The sequence below is a fragment of the Lentibacillus halophilus genome, assembly GCF_039522485.1.
Taxonomy (GTDB): Bacteria; Bacillota; Bacilli; order Bacillales; family Amphibacillaceae; genus Lentibacillus; species Lentibacillus halophilus.
This window is the reverse complement of the sequence record NZ_BAAADM010000021.1, coordinates 41,260-63,910: the sequence shown is the minus strand read 5'-3', so window position 1 is coordinate 63,910 and position 22,651 is coordinate 41,260. Positions and strand designations below refer to the sequence as shown.

Annotated in this window: 30 protein-coding genes; 3 read left to right on the top strand and 27 right to left on the bottom strand. The window is 43.6% G+C overall.

Annotation, left to right across the window (positions count from 1 at the left end; all coding sequences use genetic code 11):
- Positions 1-560: 560 nt before the first annotated feature.
- On the bottom strand, positions 561-782 hold the full coding sequence (locus ABDZ72_RS04695; protein ID WP_343751472.1) for a hypothetical protein: 222 nt from the start codon (positions 780-782) through the stop codon (positions 561-563).
- 256 nt (positions 783-1,038) lie between these two features.
- Between ABDZ72_RS04695 and pdaB the strand changes: the two genes are divergently transcribed.
- Positions 1,039-1,797 carry a polysaccharide deacetylase family sporulation protein PdaB gene (gene pdaB, locus ABDZ72_RS04690; protein ID WP_343751471.1) on the top strand — a complete coding sequence of 253 codons (759 nt, stop codon included), beginning with the start codon at positions 1,039-1,041 and terminating at the stop codon, positions 1,795-1,797.
- A 123-nt stretch (positions 1,798-1,920) separates the two neighbouring features.
- Here pdaB and ABDZ72_RS04685 read toward each other — a convergent pair whose 3' ends face one another.
- A complete protein-coding gene (locus ABDZ72_RS04685; protein ID WP_343751469.1) occupies positions 1,921-2,568 on the bottom strand; it encodes a KinB-signaling pathway activation protein in 648 nt (215 codons plus the stop codon).
- Positions 2,569-2,701: 133 nt separating this feature from the next.
- Here ABDZ72_RS04685 and gerD point away from each other — a divergent pair, with 133 nt between their 5' ends.
- Positions 2,702-3,325: a spore germination lipoprotein GerD gene (gene gerD / locus ABDZ72_RS04680; RefSeq protein ID WP_343751468.1), complete on the top strand. Its 624-nt coding sequence runs from the start codon at positions 2,702-2,704 to the stop codon at positions 3,323-3,325.
- Positions 3,326-3,372: 47 nt separating this feature from the next.
- Here gerD and ABDZ72_RS04675 read toward each other — a convergent pair whose 3' ends face one another.
- Both ABDZ72_RS04675 and cwlD read right to left on the bottom strand, forming a co-directional pair.
- Positions 3,373-4,431: an Mrp/NBP35 family ATP-binding protein gene (locus tag ABDZ72_RS04675; RefSeq protein ID WP_343751467.1), complete on the bottom strand. Its 1,059-nt coding sequence runs from the start codon at positions 4,429-4,431 to the stop codon at positions 3,373-3,375.
- A gap of 118 nt (positions 4,432-4,549) precedes the next feature.
- A complete protein-coding gene (cwlD, locus tag ABDZ72_RS04670) occupies positions 4,550-5,263 on the bottom strand; it encodes an N-acetylmuramoyl-L-alanine amidase CwlD (RefSeq protein WP_343751466.1) in 714 nt (237 codons plus the stop codon).
- Positions 5,264-5,446: 183 nt separating this feature from the next.
- On the opposite strand from cwlD, the gene ABDZ72_RS04665 reads away from it, so the two are divergent.
- Positions 5,447-5,872, top strand: a complete 426-nt coding sequence (locus ABDZ72_RS04665) for a DUF948 domain-containing protein (protein WP_343751465.1) — start codon at positions 5,447-5,449, stop codon at positions 5,870-5,872.
- Positions 5,873-6,118: 246 nt separating this feature from the next.
- Here the strand turns inward: ABDZ72_RS04665 and ABDZ72_RS04660 are convergent, their stop codons facing one another.
- The 23 genes from ABDZ72_RS04660 to rplO form a co-directional block, all read right to left on the bottom strand.
- The gene (locus tag ABDZ72_RS04660; protein ID WP_343751463.1) at positions 6,119-6,466 is read right to left on the bottom strand and encodes a DUF948 domain-containing protein; all 348 of its coding nucleotides are present in this window, start codon (positions 6,464-6,466) and stop codon (positions 6,119-6,121) included.
- Between the two features lie 2 nt (positions 6,467-6,468).
- Positions 6,469-6,927, bottom strand: coding sequence for a DUF948 domain-containing protein (locus tag ABDZ72_RS04655; RefSeq protein ID WP_343751462.1), 459 nt, complete (start codon positions 6,925-6,927; stop codon positions 6,469-6,471).
- 152 nt (positions 6,928-7,079) lie between these two features.
- Complete coding sequence (locus ABDZ72_RS04650; RefSeq protein WP_343751461.1) at positions 7,080-8,246, bottom strand: GNAT family N-acetyltransferase; 1,167 nt, start codon at positions 8,244-8,246, stop codon at positions 7,080-7,082.
- Positions 8,247-8,413: 167 nt separating this feature from the next.
- Positions 8,414-9,370, bottom strand: a complete 957-nt coding sequence (locus tag ABDZ72_RS04645; protein ID WP_343751460.1) for an ABC transporter substrate-binding protein — start codon at positions 9,368-9,370, stop codon at positions 8,414-8,416.
- Between the two features lie 28 nt (positions 9,371-9,398).
- Positions 9,399-10,433: a FecCD family ABC transporter permease gene (locus ABDZ72_RS04640; RefSeq protein ID WP_343751458.1), complete on the bottom strand. Its 1,035-nt coding sequence runs from the start codon at positions 10,431-10,433 to the stop codon at positions 9,399-9,401.
- Positions 10,430-11,467: a FecCD family ABC transporter permease gene (locus ABDZ72_RS04635; protein WP_343751457.1), complete on the bottom strand. Its 1,038-nt coding sequence runs from the start codon at positions 11,465-11,467 to the stop codon at positions 10,430-10,432. Before ABDZ72_RS04635 ends, ABDZ72_RS04640 begins: the two co-directional genes overlap by 4 nt.
- A 23-nt stretch (positions 11,468-11,490) precedes the next feature.
- Positions 11,491-12,300 (bottom strand): ABC transporter ATP-binding protein, encoded by an 810-nt coding sequence (locus ABDZ72_RS04630; protein WP_343751456.1) that lies wholly within the window; start codon positions 12,298-12,300, stop codon positions 11,491-11,493.
- 200 nt (positions 12,301-12,500) lie between these two features.
- The gene (rpsI, locus tag ABDZ72_RS04625; RefSeq protein ID WP_343751455.1) at positions 12,501-12,893 is read right to left on the bottom strand and encodes a 30S ribosomal protein S9; all 393 of its coding nucleotides are present in this window, start codon (positions 12,891-12,893) and stop codon (positions 12,501-12,503) included.
- Positions 12,894-12,910: 17 nt separating this feature from the next.
- Positions 12,911-13,348, bottom strand: coding sequence for a 50S ribosomal protein L13 (gene rplM, locus ABDZ72_RS04620; protein ID WP_343751454.1), 438 nt, complete (start codon positions 13,346-13,348; stop codon positions 12,911-12,913).
- A 208-nt stretch (positions 13,349-13,556) separates the two neighbouring features.
- Complete coding sequence (truA, locus tag ABDZ72_RS04615; protein WP_343751453.1) at positions 13,557-14,318, bottom strand: tRNA pseudouridine(38-40) synthase TruA; 762 nt, start codon at positions 14,316-14,318, stop codon at positions 13,557-13,559.
- Positions 14,319-14,336: 18 nt separating this feature from the next.
- Positions 14,337-15,137, bottom strand: coding sequence for an energy-coupling factor transporter transmembrane component T family protein (locus ABDZ72_RS04610; RefSeq protein ID WP_343751452.1), 801 nt, complete (start codon positions 15,135-15,137; stop codon positions 14,337-14,339).
- Complete coding sequence (locus tag ABDZ72_RS04605) at positions 15,130-16,002, bottom strand: energy-coupling factor ABC transporter ATP-binding protein (RefSeq protein ID WP_343751450.1); 873 nt, start codon at positions 16,000-16,002, stop codon at positions 15,130-15,132. The genes ABDZ72_RS04610 and ABDZ72_RS04605 overlap by 8 nt, the downstream gene beginning before the upstream one ends.
- Positions 15,978-16,817 (bottom strand): energy-coupling factor ABC transporter ATP-binding protein, encoded by an 840-nt coding sequence (locus ABDZ72_RS04600; RefSeq protein WP_343751448.1) that lies wholly within the window; start codon positions 16,815-16,817, stop codon positions 15,978-15,980. Before ABDZ72_RS04600 ends, ABDZ72_RS04605 begins: the two co-directional genes overlap by 25 nt.
- A gap of 136 nt (positions 16,818-16,953) precedes the next feature.
- Positions 16,954-17,307 carry a 50S ribosomal protein L17 gene (gene rplQ, locus ABDZ72_RS04595; RefSeq protein WP_343751447.1) on the bottom strand — a complete coding sequence of 118 codons (354 nt, stop codon included), beginning with the start codon at positions 17,305-17,307 and terminating at the stop codon, positions 16,954-16,956.
- 46 nt (positions 17,308-17,353) lie between these two features.
- Positions 17,354-18,298, bottom strand: a complete 945-nt coding sequence (locus ABDZ72_RS04590; RefSeq protein WP_343751445.1) for a DNA-directed RNA polymerase subunit alpha — start codon at positions 18,296-18,298, stop codon at positions 17,354-17,356.
- Between the two features lie 230 nt (positions 18,299-18,528).
- The gene (gene rpsK / locus ABDZ72_RS04585) at positions 18,529-18,918 is read right to left on the bottom strand and encodes a 30S ribosomal protein S11 (protein ID WP_343751444.1); all 390 of its coding nucleotides are present in this window, start codon (positions 18,916-18,918) and stop codon (positions 18,529-18,531) included.
- Positions 18,919-18,938: 20 nt separating this feature from the next.
- The gene (gene rpsM, locus ABDZ72_RS04580) at positions 18,939-19,304 is read right to left on the bottom strand and encodes a 30S ribosomal protein S13 (protein ID WP_343751443.1); all 366 of its coding nucleotides are present in this window, start codon (positions 19,302-19,304) and stop codon (positions 18,939-18,941) included.
- 102 nt (positions 19,305-19,406) lie between these two features.
- Complete coding sequence (rpmJ, locus tag ABDZ72_RS04575) at positions 19,407-19,520, bottom strand: 50S ribosomal protein L36 (RefSeq protein WP_176449720.1); 114 nt, start codon at positions 19,518-19,520, stop codon at positions 19,407-19,409.
- Between the two features lie 36 nt (positions 19,521-19,556).
- Complete coding sequence (infA, locus tag ABDZ72_RS04570) at positions 19,557-19,775, bottom strand: translation initiation factor IF-1 (protein WP_343751440.1); 219 nt, start codon at positions 19,773-19,775, stop codon at positions 19,557-19,559.
- A complete protein-coding gene (locus ABDZ72_RS04565) occupies positions 19,768-20,085 on the bottom strand; it encodes a KOW motif-containing protein (RefSeq protein ID WP_343751439.1) in 318 nt (105 codons plus the stop codon). The genes infA and ABDZ72_RS04565 overlap by 8 nt, the downstream gene beginning before the upstream one ends.
- 144 nt (positions 20,086-20,229) lie before the next feature.
- A complete protein-coding gene (locus tag ABDZ72_RS04560) occupies positions 20,230-20,877 on the bottom strand; it encodes an adenylate kinase (RefSeq protein WP_343751438.1) in 648 nt (215 codons plus the stop codon).
- A 31-nt stretch (positions 20,878-20,908) separates the two neighbouring features.
- On the bottom strand, positions 20,909-22,201 hold the full coding sequence (gene secY, locus ABDZ72_RS04555) for a preprotein translocase subunit SecY (RefSeq protein ID WP_343751437.1): 1,293 nt from the start codon (positions 22,199-22,201) through the stop codon (positions 20,909-20,911).
- Positions 22,201-22,641, bottom strand: a complete 441-nt coding sequence (rplO, locus tag ABDZ72_RS04550; RefSeq protein ID WP_343751435.1) for a 50S ribosomal protein L15 — start codon at positions 22,639-22,641, stop codon at positions 22,201-22,203. Before rplO ends, secY begins: the two co-directional genes overlap by 1 nt.
- Positions 22,642-22,651: the final 10 nt, after the last annotated feature.

The window sequence follows — 22,651 nt, the reverse complement described above, 5'->3', positions numbered from 1 at the left end:
AAGATCAAACTCTCCAAAAAAGTTTGGGATACGACTGACACCGATCAGCCGTTCATTGGCTTCGCTTATTTTGTGGATTTCAAGGGGTAAGTCATTCAGCCGATATACACATCAGCATTCCGACTTCCTGCCTCTGACATCCATCTGTCATACTGGCTGTTTTGTTCAGTTTTCAAGGAACAATCTGTTTATGTCGCTTTTTGCAACATTTTTTATTGTACCAACATTGTCGCCAAAAGTCAATGCCTCTTTTTATTTTTAAATAAAAGAAACGGTTTGAAAGTGTTATATTTTTATAAATCACTCGGTTTGTTTCGTTGACGACAAACAATAATATAGCATAATCATTGAATCAGTTCAATAGATAAATGCAAAAATATCAAAGAATTGATCTCAAAAATCCTAATGGTGATACTAAACGTTGACCCGTCAACATATGGTCGCCGCGGAGTCTCTTTCCTGTATCATTACAACAAACATCTTCAGACTTCTGACGCGCACTCGACATCATACTTATTTAATTGGAGGGATCCCCCCTCATGGTTTGCCCCAGCATAACATTACTGATTATATGTACGTTTTGGTATGTATTTCAAACATTCCTGTTGACTGGCTACCCGTCGATATAGATTGAATATGGTTTGGTAGCGCTCTTTAATGGACTTTTTTACCACTGTATCTATACGGGAATCTTCCATGTCCATAAGCAGTTCTTCAAGCTCACGTTTAATAAGATACTCCATTTCCTTTTGCTCTACATTTGAAATTAAAAAACCCAGCATAATAACACCTTACCTTCCATGCAATGATATTCGCAACACACTTATGTTAAACGTAACAACGATTATCTATACACAAAAATGGCAGCAGCCTTTTTTGATTCTCCTGCATCTGTCATCTTTTCCTCATGGATAAATGTCATAACGTTCCGCCAGCTCGCCATCTTTAAAAACCATCTTTTTGAATACAGGTAACAAAGACATATAAATAAGACTTGTACATAGAATGGAATTAAGACATATGGAGGGAAATGATTATATGAAGCATTTTTACACCATTCGGTTCAGAAAGTGGAAACGGTATGCAATCGTTGTTCTATTCGCATTGTTCACAGCTTCCTTCCTCTGGTTTGCACGTGATGGAACATTTTCGGTTGCATCCAGTAATGAGCCATTAGCTTTAACCAAAGGCGACAGCAACAAGCCTCAAATTGCTTTAACCTTCAATATCAGCTGGGGAGAAGAAAAAGTACATGGCATCTTGGAGAAACTGGAAGAAAGGCAGGTGCAAACAACATTTTTTGTCAGTGGCGAGTGGGCTGAACGCCATCCCGATATTATAGAAAAAATCAGTGAACAAGGCCATGAACTTGGTATGCTCGGGTATCGTTATACGAGTTACCTTGACCAGGAAATTGAGGACGTACGAAACGATTTAATAAAGGCTAAGGATGTGTTCAGCAAACTTGGATACGAAGACATGGATCTTCTTCGTCCGCCAAGCGGTAAATTTAACAAAGAAATCATTAAATTGGCTGAAAATCAAGGATTTACGGTAACTCATTGGAATGTAAACCCAAATGATTGGAAAAACCCGGGGACCAGGCGAATCGTTAACTTTGTCATGAATGAAACCTCCAATGGCGATATCATTCTTATGCATGCTTCCGACTCCGCCAAACAAACCGCCGAAGCCTTGGATACTATATTGCCAGGGCTAAGAAAAAAAGAGTTTGATTTCGTATCCATATCCGAGTTGATCAACCAAGCACATGCTGACTCCCAACCTGTAGAATAAGCAATTGATGGCATCATCCCATGCACTTGTAGGGGAGATCGTTACCGGTTATATGCGAGGCTAAACAGGATAAACATATTAAAACCCCATCCTGCATAAAGGATAAAGGGGTTTTACCGCTAGTTATGATTTTTTGGTAGCTGTTCTGACGGACGTTTGATCGTTATGATCAGCCGTTCCTTCTTTTCTTCCAGTCAATTTATGCAAAATAAGCAATTGATACGTGTTACAGACGAGCAGGGGGACAATCATCAGCCATGCATAATCCGTTCCCTTTGCGGTCAAACCAGGAACCCATTCTACAGATGTCATGACGACCATTAAAAAAAGAGATGGGATAAAGGCACGTCGGTTTGTCGCACGGACTTTAATCACAGATACAATCCAGCCGTAAACAAAAATGACCACTGCCATCAGAATAAACCAGAGCAGGGAGATATCATCATTTGTATTTATATAAGGAAAGTAAATCAGGTCAAATAAAACAAAAGCAATCAAAAGAACCTGAACGGCCGACCAATATGAACGGAATAGACTGAGCCCGAACTGATTAATAAATAAATAAGCAAAAAAGCCCGTTTGACTAATAACGCTGAAAACCAAGCCAAGACCAACAAAAAAGAACAGGAGCCCGATCAGTTCCATCCAATCGATCGGGTTTAAATTATTTGCATAGGACGCGGATTTTACAAAAAAACTGGTGACTAATCCCACTACGCCCCCAATCACAAGCGTTTTGAAAAATAAACCTGTCAACTTTCGGCTATTCAAAATATGCTCCTCCTAAACGTCATGTTGAACATTCACCAATATTTTAGCATGAATACGTCCTTTTTTCTTCTATAAACGCATAATTTTCACGATTTCACAGACAGTAATGACAAGAGGAAGGAGGACTCCGAGCATGCTACGAACGATTTTTGCAGCTCTGTTCCTGGTATCAATCATGGTCATCTCCGGCTGCGGCGGACAGAACGCTGCAGGCGAGAAAGCGGATTACGATACAACCAAAAAAATGGTTGTTGATATATTGCAGACCGAAGACGGTAAAAAAGCACTTAAAGATATTCTATCCGATAAAAAAATGAAACAAAAGCTTGTCATTGACTCAGAAGAAGTTAAAAAGGCCATAGAAGACTTTCTTGGTTCCGATAAGGCTAAAGACATGTGGAAACGTTTGTTTGAAGATCCAAAATTCGTTAAAACATACGCCAAATCCATGTCCAAACAACACAAAAAATTGATGAAAGAGCTGATGAATGATTCCAAATTTAAGCAGCAAATGATCGATTTAATGAAAGATCCACAAGTGTCCGAGGAAATGCTTAGTGTTATGAAGAGTCAAAAGTTCAGTAAGCATTTAGAGGAAAAGATACAAAAGACGTTTGAAACACCCCTTTTCAAGTCCAAAATATCCGACATTCTGTTAAAAGCTGCGGAAGAGCAATCCAAAGGAAAAGGGAAAAAATCAAAAGACGGCGGCAAAGGTTCCGGCGGCGACTCAGGTGGGGGCGGCAAAGCAAGTTGATTCTGTATAAAAACCAACATAAAAGAGGTGGACCAAGTCCACCTCTTTTATGTTTCCTCAAAATTTGCCACTATTTTGGATGCTACTTTATGGTATTCTTTACCTATCGGGTGATCTTGCTGATAAACCGATGGAGAAAACTCATCTTCCTCTTCATATGGCTGTTGCAACGGCAAACGGCCAAGCACCTTTGTATCCAGCGCTTCAGCCAGTTTGTCTCCGCCGCCTTTGCCAAATACATACTCTTTTTCCCCTGTTCTGCTTTCATAATAGGCCATGTTTTCAACGATGCCAAGGATTTCATGGTCGGTTTTCAGTGCCATCTGACCGGCCCTTGCGGCTACAAATGCTGCCGATGGATGTGGCGTGGACACAATCAGTTCCTTGCAACTCGGAATCATTTCATGCACATCCATAGCAATATCACCAGTCCCTGGGGGAAGGTCAAGCAGGAGATAATCCAAGTCGCCCCACTCAACTTCCTTAAAAAAGCTGCTGAGCATTTTCCCAAGCATTGGTCCACGCCAAATAACCGGGGCATTATCCTCTACAAAGAAGCCCATTGAGATGACTTGTACACCGAAACGTTCAACAGGAATAATTTTTTCACCACGTACTTGTGGTCTGTTTTCAATACCCATCATATCCGGGACACTAAAACCGTAAATATCTGCATCAATAATGCCAACTTTTTTACCAAGCCGCATCAATGACATAGCGAGGTTTACCGTTACTGTTGATTTACCCACGCCGCCCTTAGCACTTGCAACAGCAATAAAGTTGGGCTGCTTATCGCCGCCCATAAGCGTTTTTTCCTGTTCTTCTTCGGCTGCCGGCTGATATTTTTGAATAACGTCATCAGGAAGCTGTTCGAAACGGAGACCGACCGTGGATGCACCGTTCTTTTTCAAAATACCGACCATTTCCTGCTGCATCTGCATCTGTTCAGCTGTGTTGGTTTTGGCAATGCCAATTTTCACGCTCACATGATTCTTTTCTTCCTTAATGGATATATTGTTGATACCGCCAGTCTCTTCCAGCGTTTTATGTAAAAACGGATCTTGAACAGGGTTGAGCAATTCTCTTACTTTTTCTTCGGATAACACAGTTGGTCACCATCCTTTTCCCAGCGTATAAAGGAAACATGTCTTTCATTGATTCCATACAACGCCAGTATAACACAAATCACACAAATTCTAAGTGATTTGAATTATTACCAAGGATTTACCTCCGCTGTTTTTCAGTACTATAACGAAGAATGCCTTCATAAATACTGACAGCCATCTTTTCCTGATAGTTATCCTTTTTTAAGTTCTCCAATTCCTTCTGATTGGACAAAAATCCCATCTCGACCAGGGACCCAGGCACTCCAGCATGTTTTAGCAAATAAACGTTGTTAATCGCAAGAGGACTTCTCGTTGTGTTTTCCAAGTTACGGGTAATTTCATCCTGGATCATTTCGGCCAAATGTTTATTTTTTCCCTCTTTCGGGTGGTAAAACGTTTGAGCCCCATGCCATTTTTCCGAGGTTAGCGCATTTAAATGAAGAGTGATGAATAAATCCGCATCCTTATCCTGTATAAATTGGAGACGTTTTCGAATATCTTCAGCCTTTCGGCGTGACAAGCCTTTGGTATCAGGCTTGGCTAAATCTTTGTCCTTTTCTCGTGTCAGGTACACAAGAGCACCGGATTGCTGCAAGTAGTTGCGTAATTTTTTGGCGACGACAAGTGCAATATCTTTTTCAAGTGTTTCATCTTTTCCGACGGCTCCTCCATCCACGCCACCGTGGCCCGGATCAATAACGATGGTCCGACCGGATAAAGGCAACGACCATGTCTTCCACGTTGAATCCGCCTTTTCAATCGGATATTGAATAAGCAATGCCAGTACAATAAAACCTGCTGTCCACATGATTCCTCGCTTCAATCGATCCATATCGTCCGCCCCTTATTATTCTCCTGCTGTCATCATTGTATGGGACAAGATGATCATTTATGATAGAGCGAGATATCATATGCCTATCGATATTCCGGAGCAAAAGAATGTGCCAGTGTCATGAAAGCGTGATAAAATAGGGGGTATCTTGAAAAATACAGAAGAGAAGGGAGTTGAACACAAATGGATTGGGTAGGCATCATCGTTCTGCTGATCGGACTTGCATCCGTCGGCGTTGCTTTTTTATTGATCAAACCGCTAAAAAGGCTGACGGAGATCCTCTCCAACCTGACGGAAACGGTTGGTAAACTGCCGAAGCAAGCCGCAAATACTATGAGTAATGCCAGCAGCACACTCCACTCAGGAACGGCTGTTGTCAATAATATGAAACAAAAGCTCAGCAGGCTGGACCCCGTTATCCACGCCGCAAGTAACATTGGCAATGCAGCGCGAAACCTTTCAGCATCAGCATCAGCCATTAATGAGGAAATGAAGGCAAAAACTGACAACCCTGTCATGAGGCGCTCCAACTTGGAATGGATATACGGCATAGCTGGGTTAGGCTATTGTCTATGGCAGTACAGAACAAGCTGGTACAAAACGAAATAAATAACTTCTAAATACGAATGATATATTTAAGAAGTAGTCACCGCTCCGGAAAAACACTGCGCTTTCCGCGGGCGCTGATGAGCCTCCTCGTGCTTATCGCACTGCGGGGTCTCATCTAGGCCTTTTGATCCCGCAGGAGTCTCCGTGTTTTTCCTACGCTAAACGAAAATCCGAACTGATTCAGATTATTTGTGAATCATAGTTCGGATTTTACTTTGACTAAATGTCTTTTGTCCCAGCTCCTTCTTAATCATCGTTATTTTTACTTTTATCTATCTTTTGACTCATGGATGCGCTGAAACGGGTTAATGGAGACGTCAATTTTCTAGAAGCCTCTCCGACGTCCTGTACCATATAAAACAAGGGGCTCAATGTGTGCAGCTTTTCATTGACCTCCGCAATTGTCCGGTTTGTTTGACTGAGTGCACTGCCGGTTTCTCTGAATAAATCGTCAAGCTGATCAGGCAGTTGTTCCACCGTTTTTTCCATCCCCCGAAGCACATTGGCCAAGTTGTTCAAGGTCCAAGCAGCATACACAGCAATAATAAGCAATGCCACCCCGATTAAAACGACACCTACTCCGGTTAAACTCATGATCATCCCTCATTTCCTGTTTTTTGTTCGTTACGATTCGTATTGCTGCCTTTTTGCCCATTTTTCCATCTGTTATATATTTGATTAACGACTCCCCCCCATTTGAGGGTTTCGGTCAACTTGTTCACAAACTGAGGTGATCGGAAAACCGACAGTTTATTTGTTTTCGTCTGCAGCAGCCGATTACATGTATGAACGGCATGCCCCATACGATCCAAGGAATCGAATAATCCATTGGTGGCGGCAAGCTTATCGTTCAAATCATCCGTTGTTCTGCCGGTTTCCTTCAGCATCTTTTGAAGTTCCGGTGTTATATGGTTCATTTTTTGTTCCACGTCGCCCAATGTCGTAGTGAAGGATTCCATCGTATTCGCTGCACGCTTCAGTGCAACGGAAGCGAAAACAGCGACAATTGTGAACGCTGCAGCACACAGCAAGATTCCTGCATAAACAAGGCTCATCCTAATATGTACCCCCTTTTCCAACCATGACAGGCCGTCTAGTCTATAAATGCTTTTCCTTTACATTATCATATTTCTGCAACTGTTTCCATTCTATGTCGCGCAACTTGTTGACCCGTACAGCCAACATCGGTTAGCACATACCGAATGGTTTAAAAGAAATCCGGAAAATACGGTTCTCGATCCGGTATGATGGATTCAAGCTGATCAATCGCTTCTTTTTCGCCCTGAACTAGATCAGCCCGGTAAAGCTCACCGGGACGTTTGTACCCAAACAGCATGGAAGCCAAGTAACCGACACGGCAATGAATCGCTGGCTGATTTTGTCCGGAGTCAGGCAGACAGGTCACCGTCGTTTCCGATCCCATCTGCAAAACATGATATGTCCCATTGTTCACCGGGAGAAAAGCATCATCGATATGTAATAGAAAATGTATCTGACCCGCATCCCGAAATGGATAATGTTTCAAAAACGACGGAACATCGACAATCCGAGCCATAAAATATGGGTGAATGGTTTGCTCAATTCGTGGCTCATCAAGAAGCAATGGCAAGTGATCATATTCAGGAACCGTCATTTCCACCGTGTCCGCCATAGAGTCATGATCAGCAATAAATTGAAGCATCAATTGCTGTGCATGTATTGATTGACATACGATTTCGTGAACATACATGATGTTGTTTTTCACGTAATAGAGCATATATCCGTCCGCTGTACCATCAGGATAATAGGCAACCGCTTTATGCAAATGGTCTGCCAGAACACGCTGCTGCCACCATTTCGTATCACGGTCAAGCGTCCCATTGAAGCCCTTTGCATACTTGGTATAGATGGCTTGCAATACGTCCAGCTCATCTCCTATACGACGGACATACCCATGGATGTTCCGCGGACGCTGCAGCGTTGTTATCCGGATATGGTATTTCTTTTCCGAAAAGACATGCTCCCACCCATATTTTCGATAAAAAGCAAACGAAAACGGATGCAGAAACGACACCGTCCATCCATGCCGGTGCATATAATGCAAGGCATGCTCCAGCAGCTGTTTGACCATCCCTTGCCTGCGATACTCCGGCCATGTTGCAACTGCACTGACGCCACCCATAGCAAATGGTTGTCCATTAATATAGCACGTCAATGGAATGAGATGCAATTTTGCCGCGAGTTCATCGCCCGTCATCCATCCCCAAATCATATGATCGCGAGCCTTTTGCAATTCAAATTGCAAAACTTCTTCTGATAATGTGTACTGAAACGCAAACTGGGAAAGCGAAAAAATGGCCTTTGCGTCTGCTTCTGCGTCCAACTGCTTCAACAAAACAATCTCTCCCTCCTTTGTCATGCCAATTAATTTTATAATACAAGCAAACGCATTGAAATAAAATAGTTTTCAGATAGAATTTTCATTTCACAATAAGCATGAGGGAGCTTGTACGAACCAATACATACATAAAAGGGAACCGAAATCGGTCCCCCTGTACATAGCTATTGCTGTAAAATTTGCTTTTCAATTTTATCGAGTCGTTTTTCCAGTGTTATCGGATCGGAAAAAGAACTTCCTACTTTATCGTCAATACGATAGACTTGGTCATTTTTGACGGCCGGAAGATCCTTCCATAATGGGTTGTCATAAACTTTTGAAGGATCCGCGTCATCCCCGTCGTTCGGTACCGTTAAAATAATATCACCCGCGAATTCGGGAATCTTCTCCATGGAAACGTCCATCCACCGCTCGTCAGTTTCCAACAGCTGTTTTTGAATCGGTTCAGGTGCTTTACGATTAAAACCTTTATAAAGAATGACTCCGCCTCGACCATTTTCATCTCCCCAGGCATAAACGCCTCCCTTAGCGTGTGGTGATAAAATGGAGATCGTTTTGTCGCCGATAACTTTCTCAACTTTAGGCTTCAATTCGTCCATCCGTTTTTCCCAATCATTAATCCAAGCGGATGCCTTATCCTGCTTGCCCGTTATTTCACCGAAGTCCCGCAGCATGTCTTTATAACCTTTCCGCTCCATAACAACAACCGGGGCTATCTTCTCCAGTTGCTCGACATCTTTAATATGGCTACCTATAATAATTAAATCGGGATCGATATCGAATATTTTTTCAATCGAGGGGTTCGTCCGATCACCAAAACTTTTTACGTCATCTAGCATGCCTTCAAAATTAGGAACATTTAACCCAAATTCGGATGTGCCTGCCGGTTTGATGCCAAGTGCCAGCAAATACCCAATGTAACTGTCACTTGTTACAATGTTTTTCGGATTTTTCGGGATTTCCACATCACCGTTTTTGGCTGCAAATGTTTTCGTTTCATCTGTATTTTCTTGTTTGTCATCACTATTTGTATTATTATCCGGATTGTTTTCATCGCCACAAGCGGCTAGAACAACCAATAATGATAGAATAATGATTATAAAGGTTAGTTGCTTTTTCATTTGTTCGTCCTCCCGTATATTCAAAAGATCAAGCTCGCGATCTAGCGAGTAAATAGAGAAAGTATGGGGCACCGATAACTGCGACAACAATGCCCACAGGTATCTCAGTTGGCTGCATAATCCAGCGTCCCAATGTGTCGGCAACAACAAGCAAAAGACCTCCGAGAAGAGCGGTAACCGGAATCACATATTGATGTTTGGAGCCGACCAGCTGACGGGCGAGATGCGGCCCAATCAAGCCGACAAAACCAATGGAACCACTCACAGCAACACTGGCGCCGGCAAGTCCGACAGCTGCAGCAAGTAATATCCGTCGTTCTTTTTCAATCGATGCACCTAAGCCAATAGCTGGCATATCACCCAGATTTAGTGTATTTAGCACACTTGATTTAGACATAGCATACGGTACCAGTATCAAAATCCATGGTAAAAGCGCCAGTACATAGGACCAGTTTGATCCCCATACACTTCCAGCCATCCAAACGGCGACAAATTGATAATCTTCCGGGGAAAGCTGCAATGTCATAACAATCATCGCTGCGCTAATGCCAGCCTGTACTGCAACACCGGTGAGCACCAGTCGTGTCGGGGAAATGCCCTCTGCCTGCTTAAATGCTAATGTATAAATCACTAACGCAGTGGCCCCGGCACCAAAAAGAGCCAAAACGGGCAGAAAAAACACTGGCGCGTCGGTTGGCGCGGAATAGAAGAAAATAAACAGCATAACCACCAGTCCAGCGCCGGCATTGATACCTAATATTCCCGGGTCGGCGAGTGCATTACGTGATATCCCCTGCAATATACATCCGGACACCGCCAACCCCATACCTGTAAGAACCGATAGAACGATACGCGGCAAGCGAAAATCAAATAAAATTAAGCTCTCATCCGCTGTTCCCAGACCGATAAAGGTTTGAAGAACCCGCCATGGGCTTAGACGTATCTCGCCTACATTCATGCTGATAATAATTGCTGAGATAATGAGTATGAGCAGTAAAACGATAATAGCCAGTACTTTACGCATTTGTCTTTTTTGACCCAAAGGTATGTATGGGTTTGTCATAATTCCTTTCCTCCTTTCCTTGCCAGGTAAAGGAAGAATGGCACACCGATAAGTGCGATCAAGGCACCAATCGGGGTCTCCTGCGGCGGGTTGACATTTCGTGCAGCAAGGTCGGATAACACAACAAGCAATGCGCCAAGCACAATGGCATTAGGAATAATCCAACGATAGTCATAACCGACAAGATAGCGGGTAATATGCGGAACAATCAGTCCAACAAACCCGACAGCGCCTACAACCGAAACAGATGCTCCGGCGAGTATGAGTACAATAACAGCTCCAAAGAATTTAATAACGCCAGTTCGCTGCCCAAGTCCTACAGCCACATTATCGCCTAGGCTCAGCAACGTAATCGATTTGGATAATAAGATGGAGCCAATAAAACCTACAAACATCCACGGAGCCAGTATTTTCAAATTAAACCAATCCGTACCGGAAACACCACCCGCTGTCCAATACGCCAAATCCTGACCAATGTGAAAGTAAATGGCGATCCCTTCACTTAAGGCTGTCAGTAAAGCTGTCACCGCTGCACCAGCAAGCACCAGACGCATCGGTGTCAAGCCGCCTTTGGCCAATGATCCAATACCATATACGAGGCCTGCGCCAATTCCCGCTCCAACAAACGAAAACAATACGATGTAGATATATGATAAGCCCGGGATAAAGGCAAACGAGACAGCCAGCATAAACGTCGCACCCGCATTCAGTCCCAATATTCCGGGATCGCCCAATGGATTCCTAGTCATCCCTTGCATAATCGAGCCGGCGACTGAAAAACCGGCCCCCACCAAGGCTGCCCCCAGGACACGCGGAAAACGCAGTTCATGAATAATCTGATGATTGGTTAAATCATTGTTATAGAAAAAAATAGCCTGCCACACCGTTTCCAAGTCTATGTCAGCGGCACCAACAGTTATAGAAAACCCGATGGAGAATAGTAAGGCAATTACCCCCGCTATCAGAACTATGACAGCGACCAAGGGTTGGGAACGTTTATTTTCTCTATCTAATGTCATGTTTTTGGCTTTCATGTGCTGACTCCTTGTTTACTCCCTTACTGTTCCTGCTTAAACTTGCATTCACCGCAAAGATCGTAAGCTAAGCAAATAGGGTGTTTGCTGAAGGGGCAACTCATTAATTGTGCATCTATATCGAATACGTTAAAAAGATTCTCACGTGTCATGACTCGCTCAGGAGTTCCTTCCACCAACAAGTCCCCATCTTTCATAGCTAGCATATTGTGGGAAAAGCGTGATGCATGATTCAAGTCATGCAAAACCATGACAATGGTGCGTTCCTGTTCAATGTTTAAATTCTTCAAAAGCCTTAATATTTCTAGTTGATGTGCCATATCAAGATACGTGGTCGGCTCATCCAAAATGAGTATGTCTGTATCCTGAGCAAGAGACATGGCAATCCATACACGCTGTCGCTGTCCGCCCGAAAGTTCATCTACCGGACGTTCCTTAAGATCGCTCAACCCCGTGACCTCAATCGCCCAATCAATAAACTTATAGTCTGACCGTTTCAAACCCGTCAAACCTTTCTGATGCGGAAATCGACCATACGATACGAGTTCAAACACTGTAAGACCCGGTGGAGCATCGGACGATTGCGGCAGGATAGCCATCTTTTTGGCAACATCTTTTGTCTTCCATTGGTGAATCATGTGGCCATCAAGATATACCGATCCTTTTTCTGTTTTTAACACGCGGGCGATTGCCTTTAACAGTGTGGACTTACCACATCCGTTCGGGCCTATGATGGATGTAATTTGTTTTTCCGGCACTGTGACACTTAAATTATTAATAACACGAGCTTCCGGATAACCTACTGCAACTTGGTCTACTGCCAATTCAGACATTATGCAACCCCCATACCTCTATAAGTTAAGTCGAAACTGATAATCATTTTCAACTTATTTTATCATTCTCTTTTAACAAATTCAATACTCTTTTGCAGCAATTGCTTTTGAAAAGACTATATTCATACCAACATGATAGAAGCAACATCATATAAAAACCCGTTATCCGACGTTGGATAACGGGCTGAGAAAATGCCTTATTAACGCTTCGAGAATTGTGGAGAACGACGAGCGCTTCTAAGACCATATTTCTTACGTTCTTTTTCGCGCGCATCACGAGTAAGATACCCTTCGCGCTTAAGCGCTGCACGGTATTCCGGATCGGCTTTAAGAAGTGCCCGGGCAACACCGTGGCGAATAGCACCGGCCTGTCCGGTGAATCCTCCGCCATCAACGTTTACCAATACGTCATATGTGCCCTCGGTCTCAGTGGCTGCCAAAGGCTGTTTCAAAATAATGCGTTGTGTTTCATATGGAAAATATTCTTCAGCATCGCGCTTATTAATGACGACACGACCATTGCCAGGAACTAATCGAACACGTGCCGTTGATGTCTTACGACGTCCAGTGCCATAATATTGAACTTGTGCCAATGATTTTACCTCCTTTGTTATCCTTTTAGTTCATATGCTTCCGGTTTTTGTGCTTGATGTTGATGCTCAGGGCCTTTGTATACGTGCAGCTTTTTCCCCATTTTACGGCCTAACGAACCGTTTGGAAGCATGCCTTTTATCGTTGTCTCCAGCATCCTTTCCGGATAGCTTGAACGCATCACATTAGCAGAGCGTGCTTTCAGTCCGCCTGGATAGTTGGAATGACGATAATACATTTTATCCGTCAGTTTCTTCCCAGTCAATTGAACCTTTTCAGCATTAATAATAATGACATGGTCACCAGTGTCCATGTGTGGTGTGTACGTTGGCTTATGCTTTCCGCGCAGGATGGTGGCAATTTCACTTGCCAAACGGCCGAGACGTTTGCCTTCAGCATCCACAACAAGCCATTTGCGTTCAATGTTATTTTCATTCGCCATGAAAGTTGTGCGCATGGTGCTTCCCTCCATTTTCAATGTCATGTCGTATCGTATTCGTTTTATATGTTCCTCATCATTAGTTTACGGGGCTAATCATGGTACAAAATAAAATGCCAAAAATAATCGTACATCAGAACCATTTGAATGTCAAGGCTTTATGATTATTTCGGATGATACTATTACCTGTTGTGAGGGGTGTGGCCAAGGCAAAGCCAAGGTCGTCTTATTCAGCAAATGCGCTTGGTTCATACCGTACATCCCATAAATACAAACCTTGCGGCGGCAGTGTGTCCCCCGCCTCTTGCCTATCTCTTTTTGCAAAAATATCTTTCATAGACTCCGGATGCAATCGTCCTCGCCCAACATCTAAAAGCGTGCCCGCAATGATCCGGACCATATGATATAAAAAGCCGTCCCCGCGCAAAACAAACACAATCTGGTTGCCATCCCGGCGGCAGGAAACCTCATAGAGCGTCCGTACCTTGCTGCCCTTAACAGCTGCTTTGGCAGATGAAAATGACGTAAAGTCATGCGATCCTTCCAAATGCCTGCAAGCCTGTTGTATAGCACAGATATCCAATGCAAAAGGAAATTGATATACGTAGTTTTGTTTAAACACATCTTTTTCCTGTTCGTTCCAGATAAAATAGCGATATTCTTTTTCCACTACGTCAAATCGGGCGTGAAATGATCCCGGAACGTCAATAGCCTCATTCACGTATATGTCAGAGGGAAGCAAGGAATTAATAGCCCGTTTCCATTCCGCCGGTGTCAAGTTATACATGGATTCAAAATGGGCCATTTGTGCCTTGGCATGTACACCTTTATCAGTGCGGCCTGAGGCATGAATCCCGATGGGTGCCCCCTTATGAATTTTAGCCAGAGCCTTTTCAAGTTCCCCTTGAACAGTACGGGACCAGGGCTGGATCTGATAACCTGAAAACCGAGTTCCATCGTAGCTGATTTCGCAATTAATCTTTGTCATATCCTTGCCACCCCCTTTCTAGTAATGTCTCGTTGTAAGAAGAATGATAACGACAGCGATAAATAGGATATAAATCAAGGCATCCCGTTTTCCAAGTCTCAGCTCCCGAAGTTTGGAACGGCCTTCACCACCCTGATATCCGCGTGCTTCCATCGCCATAGCCAGTTCTTCAGCACGTTTAAAAGCACTGACGAACAACGGAACGAGCAGTGGAACAATCGCCTTCATCCGTTCTTTCAGCGGACCTGTACGGAAATCAACGCCACGTGATGCCTGTGCTTTCGATATTTTTTCAGTTTCCTGCATTAGCGTCGGAATAAATCTTAGTGAAATCGACATCATTAATGCCAGCTCGTGAACGGGAAACCTCACTTTTTTCAGCGGATGTAGCATGTCTTCAATAGCATCTGTGATTTCAATCGGTGTTGTTGTCAATGTTAAAAGCGACGTCACCAGAATAAGCAGGAAAAATCTTATGGATATAGCAAAACCTTGAATAAGTGCGCCTGAATAAACATTAAACCCAACAATATCCACCAACACCGTTCCCTTATCGGTGACAATGAGATGCAGAATAAACGTGAATACAATTAAAAACCAAACCGGTGTCAGACCCTTTAAAATAAAACGAATCGGAATGCGCGTCGTCAACGTACTCAACAGGGCAAACAGCACAAGCATGCTATAACTTATGACGGAATTGGCCAGAAATACAATAAGCACAAAAAAGAAAATGACTGTGATTTTGGTGCGTGGATCGAGCCGATGAACAATGGATTCACCGGGAACATATTGGCCGATGATCAATCCATTATTCATGCTGGTCACCCTCTTTCATGCGTTCTCTGATTTCACTCGCCAATTCAGCAGCTGACTGCCGCCGGAAAGGTATATTTTTACCAAATGTCGTCTTAAACGCATGTAAAAATTGCACCATCTCGGGTACATCGAGTTGAACACTGTGAAGGGCTTGTTTTTGTGTGAGCACATCTTCCGGCTTTCCTTCCATAAACTTTGTGCCATTATTTAATATCATTACTTGATCGGCGTATCGAACGGCATCCTCCATACTGTGCGTCACCAGGACAGTCGTCAAACCCTGCTGTTTATGCAAACGATAAAACATGTCCATCATTTCCTGCTGCCCGCGCGGATCAAGCCCCGCTGTCGGCTCATCCAGTACAAGGACGTCTGGATTAACGGCCAAAACGCCCGCAATCGCTGCACGCCGCATTTGGCCGCCGCTTAAATCAAACGGGGAACGTTCTAAAAGTTCCTCACTCAATCCAACGTCCGTCGCCATGTCAGAAACGCGTTTATCGATGTCGTCATTGGACACACCAAAATTCTTCGGTCCAAATGCAATATCCTTTCTCACCGTCTCTTCGAACAATTGATGTTCGGGATATTGAAAAACAACGCCAACACGACTGCGCAATGCCTTCAAAGCGGCTGGTTTATTATTATGTGTCAAACGGTAATTGCCAATCGTTACTTCTCCCTTGCTCGGGCGTACAAGACCGTTCAAATGCTGAATCAAAGTTGATTTGCCCGATCCCGTATGACCGATGACCGCAGCAAACGAACCTGAGGGAATATGAAAAGACAAATCATCAATAGCTCGATGGGCAAAAGGAGTATTGGCCTGATAAATATAGCTTACATGGTTAAACGTGATATCCATAGTTCCTCCAGCAATTCGTCTTGATTCAGCGCTTCATGAGTTATTGGCACACCAGCCTTACGCAGCTCGTCGGAAAGAACAGCAACGAACGGAATATCCAGACCAATGCTGCGCAGTTCTGTTTTTTTTGCAAAAATACCTCTTGGTGTGGACTCGTCCCAAACCTTGCCCTCATTCATAACGATGACGCGTTCTGCCTCCACAACTTCCCGCAAATCATGGGTGATCGTGATCAGGGATAGATGACGATTCTGACGCACATCCGTTACCGTACGCATAATTTCTTTTCGCCCCTTGGGATCAAGCATGGCTGTTGCTTCATCCATAATCAACACATTGGGATAAACGGCTAAAACACCGGCAATCGCCACCCGCTGTTTTTGCCCGCCTGAGAGTTTGTGCGGTTCCGTCAACCGATACCTCTGCATATCGACAGATGTTAATGTATTGTCTATGCGCTTCAGCATGTCGTCCCGGGGGATGCCACGGTTCTCCATACCAAAAGCAACATCATCCTGAACGGTTGTCCCGACAAATTGATTATCCGGATTTTGAAAAACCATGCCGACATCTTGCCGGACGTTCCACACGGTTTCCGCATTAATTTGCTTCCCATTAACGATAATCTCCCCTTTTTGTGGAAAAAGAAGACCATTCATCAGTTTGGCGATGGTTGATTTTCCCGACCCATTATGACCGATAATGGCAACCGCCTCATTTTCATAAATGGTAAACGAGCAATCGTTTAACACCCAATGTTCATTCTCTCCGTACCTGAATGACACATTTCTAAACTCAACTAATCCACTTCTCATACGTTCTCCACCTCTTCACCCATCATCACTAACTTACAAGCAGCAAACACAAATCTAAACGTCAACAGCTACAAAAAAAGGGCCTGGATTCACCTCTTGGAAGAGATTCTGTCCTGCCCTTAGCGTTTCAGCTTCATTAAACTAGCTCAATGATTGCCATGTTTGCTCCATCACCTTGACGAGGACCCAGCTTAAGAACACGTGTATAGCCGCCTTGTCTGTCTTGATAGCGTGCGGCAATGTCATTGAAAAGTTTTTGAATTACCGTTTCATCCTCACTTGCTTCCTGATCATAGAGAAAAGCCACTGCTTGACGACGTGCATGAAGATCTCCACGCTTACCGAGCGTAATCATTTTATCAACAGTTGACCTCAAATCTTTTGCTCGAGCTTCGGTTGTTTCAATGCGTTCATGGATGATCACGTCAGATGTTAAATTTCGAAGCATAGCCATCCGATGATCTGTTTTACGACCTAATTTTCTGGCCATGGATATCCCTCCTTCTAACTGAAGACTTGCGGTGTTTTAGGTTTGATCAGTCATCATCACGCAATCCAAGGCCAAGATCATTCAGTTTCACTTTCACTTCTTCCAGTGATTTGCGACCCAAGTTGCGGACTTTCATCATATCTTCTTCGGATTTGTTTGAAAGCTCCTGAACCGTATTGATTCCGGCACGTTTCAGACAATTATAAGATCTTACAGATAGATCAAGTTCTTCAATCGTCATTTCCATGACTTTCTCTTTTTGATCTTCTTCCTTCTCAACCATGATTTCAGCCTTTTGCGCTTCATCTGTCAGTCCGATAAAGATATTAAGATGTTCATTGAAAACTTTCGCGCCTAAAGAGACAGCTTCTTCAGGGCGGATGCTTCCGTCGGTCCAAACATCCATTGTCAGTTTATCATAGTTTGTTACTTGTCCTACGCGAGTATTTTCAATCTGATAGGTTACGCGTGATACCGGTGTAAATATAGAATCTATTGGAATAACACCAATCGGCTGTTCATCATACTTATTGGCTTCGGACGGGCGATAACCGCGACCCTGTTCCGCTGTAATTTTCATATGCAGCGATCCATTGCCGTTAATCGTTGCAATATGCAAATCGGGATTCAGAACTTCCACATCACTGTCGTATGTCAAATCAGCAGCTGTAACATTTCCTTCACCGTGCACATCAATCTCCATGGTTTTCTCATCATCAGAGTATATTTTCAGTGCAAGCTTTTTCAAGTTCAAAATTATGGTTGTCACATCTTCCACAACTCCGCTGATAGTAGAAAATTCATGCTGTACCCCATCAATCTGAACAGAGGTAACAGCAGCACCCGGAAGTGAGGATAGCAGGATACGACGCAAGGAGTTTCCTAAAGTAGTACCATATCCACGTTCAAGCGGTTCGACAACGAACTTCCCGAATGTAGCATCATCAGTAATTTCCACCGATTCTATACCCGGCTTTTCCATTTCGATCATTCTGCAAAACCCTCCTTAAAAACGTCGAAACCCCGGTTAGACAGCCAATAATGTCTAACCGAAATTCCTCAAATAGGCAGTTGGCGTTTCTGCGCTAAAGACCTTTTCGTACACGTTTGTCACTGTCTTGCTGAGAAAAACTGTTCCAATGAACGAAATACGTTCTTAACGATATACTCTCAGCTATCATAACCCATTATAGACAGTGTGACAAATTCTATACGGTATGATTATACACGACGACGTTTTGGCGGGCGGCAGCCATTATGCGGAACGGGTGTCAAATCACGAATCGTGGTAACATCCAATCCAGCTGCCTGTAATGAACGTATAGCGGCTTCACGACCTGCTCCTGGTCCTTTAACGGTTACCTCCAACGATTTCATCCCGTTTTCAACTGCTGTTTTAGCAGCTGTTTCTGCAGCCATCTGTGCAGCGAATGGCGTTGATTTACGGGAACCTTTAAAGCCAAGTGCACCGGCAGAACTCCATCCGATGGAATTGCCTTTAACATCCGTAATGGTCACAATTGTATTGTTAAATGTGGACCGAATATGGGCTATACCGGTGTCTATATTCTTTTTCACACGACGTTTGCGTGTCGTTTGTTTACGAGCCATAGCGATAAACCTCCTTTACATTACTTTTTCTTATTGGCCATCGTGCGGCGCGGTCCTTTACGTGTGCGGGAGTTATTTTTCGTTTTTTGCCCGCGCATAGGCAATCCACGACGATGTCTGACGCCTCTGTATGAACCAATTTCAATAAGGCGTTTAATATTCAGGGATGTTTCACGGCGTAAGTCACCCTCAACGGTAAAGTTACCGATGGCTTTACGGATGCTGCTCAGTTCGTCCTCTGTCAAATCACGGACGCGTGTGTCTTCGGATACTCCGGCTTCTTTAAGGATTTCCTGTGCAGTGGTTTCAGCAACTCCGTGAATATAAGTGAGTGAAATAACAACACGTTTATCACGTGGAATATCAATACCTGCAATACGTGCCATACGTTTTCGCACCTCCTATTATTAAAACTGTCCAACAATCGGTGTGTTCAACTGTTGCTTTCCAAACAGCGCATGTCAATTTCATCATGCGTGGGTGATGATTCACCCTTGTTTCTGTTTGTGTTTTGGATTATCGCAAATCACCATTAATTTGCCTTTTCGTTTAATGACTTTGCATTTTTCGCAAATTGGCTTTACGGATGCTCTTACTTTCATCAGCTTTACCTCCTTTAATATCGGAGCTCGTGTCGCCTACTTATAGCGGTACGTAATTCGCCCTTTTGTTAGGTCATACGGTGAAAGTTCTACTGTCACCTTATCACCTGGTAAAATGCGGATGAAATGCATACGGATTTTGCCGGAAACATGAGCTAATACCGTATGGCCATTATTCAACTCCACATTAAACGTCGCATTAGGCAATGTTTCGGTTACGGTCCCTTCCATTTCAATAACATCGTCTTTAGCCATCGTGTTGGTCTCCCTTCTTCAAATCAGTCACTTCATTCATAAATTTCGTTATGGCAAATCGTAATTTACCATTTGTGACACGACCGGTTTCCAGAAGGCTGTTTTGGACTTCCGGAGAAATATAATCCATCGCTTCAATATGATACAAATTCTTTTTCTTAGGTCGATCATATTTGCGTTTTTCCCCGTCTGCCAGCAGAACATAACGATTATCAATCAAACGAAGCACTACCGCATATTGACCTGCTTCGCGTCCTTGCATAATACGAACAACTTGACCTATTCGCGGAATCGAACCATCCTCGTTCAACAACGATCACCTTCGCTTAGGCTTTTATAATATGATAAACATCAACCAAATTGGACGGCACTGTCATCCCTAATTTGCTCGGAACTTTATTATAACGCGAATGGGGCTTCCTATCCAATTTATGCCGGCACTTGTCAAAAATGCTTACGGCTTTTCTATAGCTGCTTGGATATCCTGAAATACGTGATCGATTTCCTGATCGCCGTTAATCGTCATCAAATACCCTTTTTTGTTATAGAAATCCAGTAATGGTTCCATTTGTTCCATATTGACATTCAAACGATTCGTCACTGTCTCAGCCTGATCATCTTCACGCTGTATCAGCTCCGCACCATCCTTGTCACAAATGCCCTTTTGCTTCGGTGGACTATAAATAACGTGATAGCCTGTTCCACATTCTGGACAGATTCTGCGGCCTGTCAGACGATCCTCCAAATTCTCTTTGGGAACATCCACATGCAAGACATAATCAATCGATTGATCCATACCTGATAATAGAGATTCCAGTGCTTCCGCTTGAGCAATGGTTCTTGGAAAACCATCCAACAAAAACCCGTTCTTACAGTCATCCTTACCTAAACGTTCTTTTACAATGCCTGTGGTAACATCATCCGGAACAAGGTCACCCTGATCCATATAATGCTTTGCCTTCTGTCCAAGTTCAGTTCCTTCCTGGATTGCTGAACGGAACATATCTCCCGTTGAGATATGAGGGATGTCATAGTGCTCATTTATTTTTTCTGCCTGCGTGCCCTTCCCGGCACCAGGCAAGCCCATCAGTATTAGATTCAACAAATTCCCCTCGCTCTCATTAGCGGCCATTCTATTTGATAAACCCAGTGTAATGCCGCTTCACTAGCTGACTTTCCAGCTGTTTCATTGTTTGCAAAGCAACGCCTACGACAATAAGGAGGCTTGTGCCGCCAATTCTTACAGCTTGCGGTAAATTGGCAAGACCACCTAAGAGAATCGGCATTACAGCGACTGCGGCCAAAAAAATTGATCCAACAAACGTTAAACGATACATAACACGCGTAAGGTATGTCTCCGTGTTTTTGCCAGGGCGAATGCCTGGAATGTATCCGCCTTGCTTCTGTAAATTCTCAGCCATTTGTTCAGGATTGACTTGAACAAATGTATAAAAGTACGTAAACGCAATAATCAAGGCAACATAGATAATCATTCCCACCGGCTGTGTATAGTCAAAAATGGTTTCGACCGTTGCAGCGATCTCATTGCCCTCAAAAAGCCCGGCTACCGTTCTCGGTGCGATAATAAACGCAATCGCAAAGATAACTGGAATAACACCTGCTGCATTCACTTTAAGCGGCAAATGGGTGGAGTGGCCGCCAACCGGTGACCGGTTCACTAGCTTTTTCGCATATTGAATCGGTATTTTGCGCAATGCCTGCTGGATAAAAATCACGCCTGCTGTGATAGCCACTACCACTAAAGCAATCAGCGCCACAATCACTATATTAATAAACAGCTCATCCCCGGCATCCACGAAATACTGACTGTACAGCTGGTTGACACCATTCGGAACTGCTGCCACGATACCTGCGAAAATTAATATGGAGATACCGTTTCCGACGCCATTGGCTGTGATTTGTTCACCGAGCCACATTAAAAAGGTTGTTCCACTAGTCAATACGATGGCAATAATAAGAAACTTCCATACACTTGGATTGCTAATTAGCATCCCGCCGGCCATTGCGTTAAAGCCGATCGACATGGCAATGGACTGAACAAATGCCAACGCTACAGTTCCATATCGAGTAATCTGAGCAAGTTTCTTACGTCCCATTTCTCCTTGTTTTTTCCACTCCGTAAATTTAGGCACTACATCCATCTGTAATAACTGCATGATAATGGATGCCGTAATATAGGGCATGATTCCCATCGCAAAAATGGAAAAGTTTTTTAATGCTCCGCCGCCGAATGTATTCAGGAAGCCAAAAACATTTTGCTGGTTCATAAAGTCAATCGCTTCTTTATTCGTGTATGGTACCGGAATAAATGTACCAAGGCGAAAAACAATGAGCATAAGCAAGGTGAAGATAATCTTCCGCCTGATATCGCCTACGCGCATAAAGTTGGAGATTGTGCGGAACATTAAACCACCTCTATTTGACCGCCCGCTGCCTCAATTGCCTCTTTTGCGGAAGCAGAGAACTTATGAGCTTTTACTGTGAACTTCTTTTCAACATTTCCTTTTCCAAGCACTTTAATGCCGGATTTTGGTTTGCTGACGACACCTTCTTCAAGTAACAGCTCCGGTGTAATCTCTGTGCCTTCGTCAAAGCGATTTAACGTATCCAGATTGACAATCGCAAATTCCTTGCGATTGATGTTTGTAAAACCACGTTTAGGCAGACGTTGAAACAATGGCATTTGACCACCTTCAAAACCCGTACGTGTGCTGCTGCCTTCCCGTGCTTTTTGCCCTTTATGACCTCTTCCGGATGTTTTGCCATGGCCAGAAGACATACCTCGGCCGACACGTTTACGCTTTTCACGGGTCCCTTCCGATGACTTTAATTCATGAAGTTTCATATGTGCACCT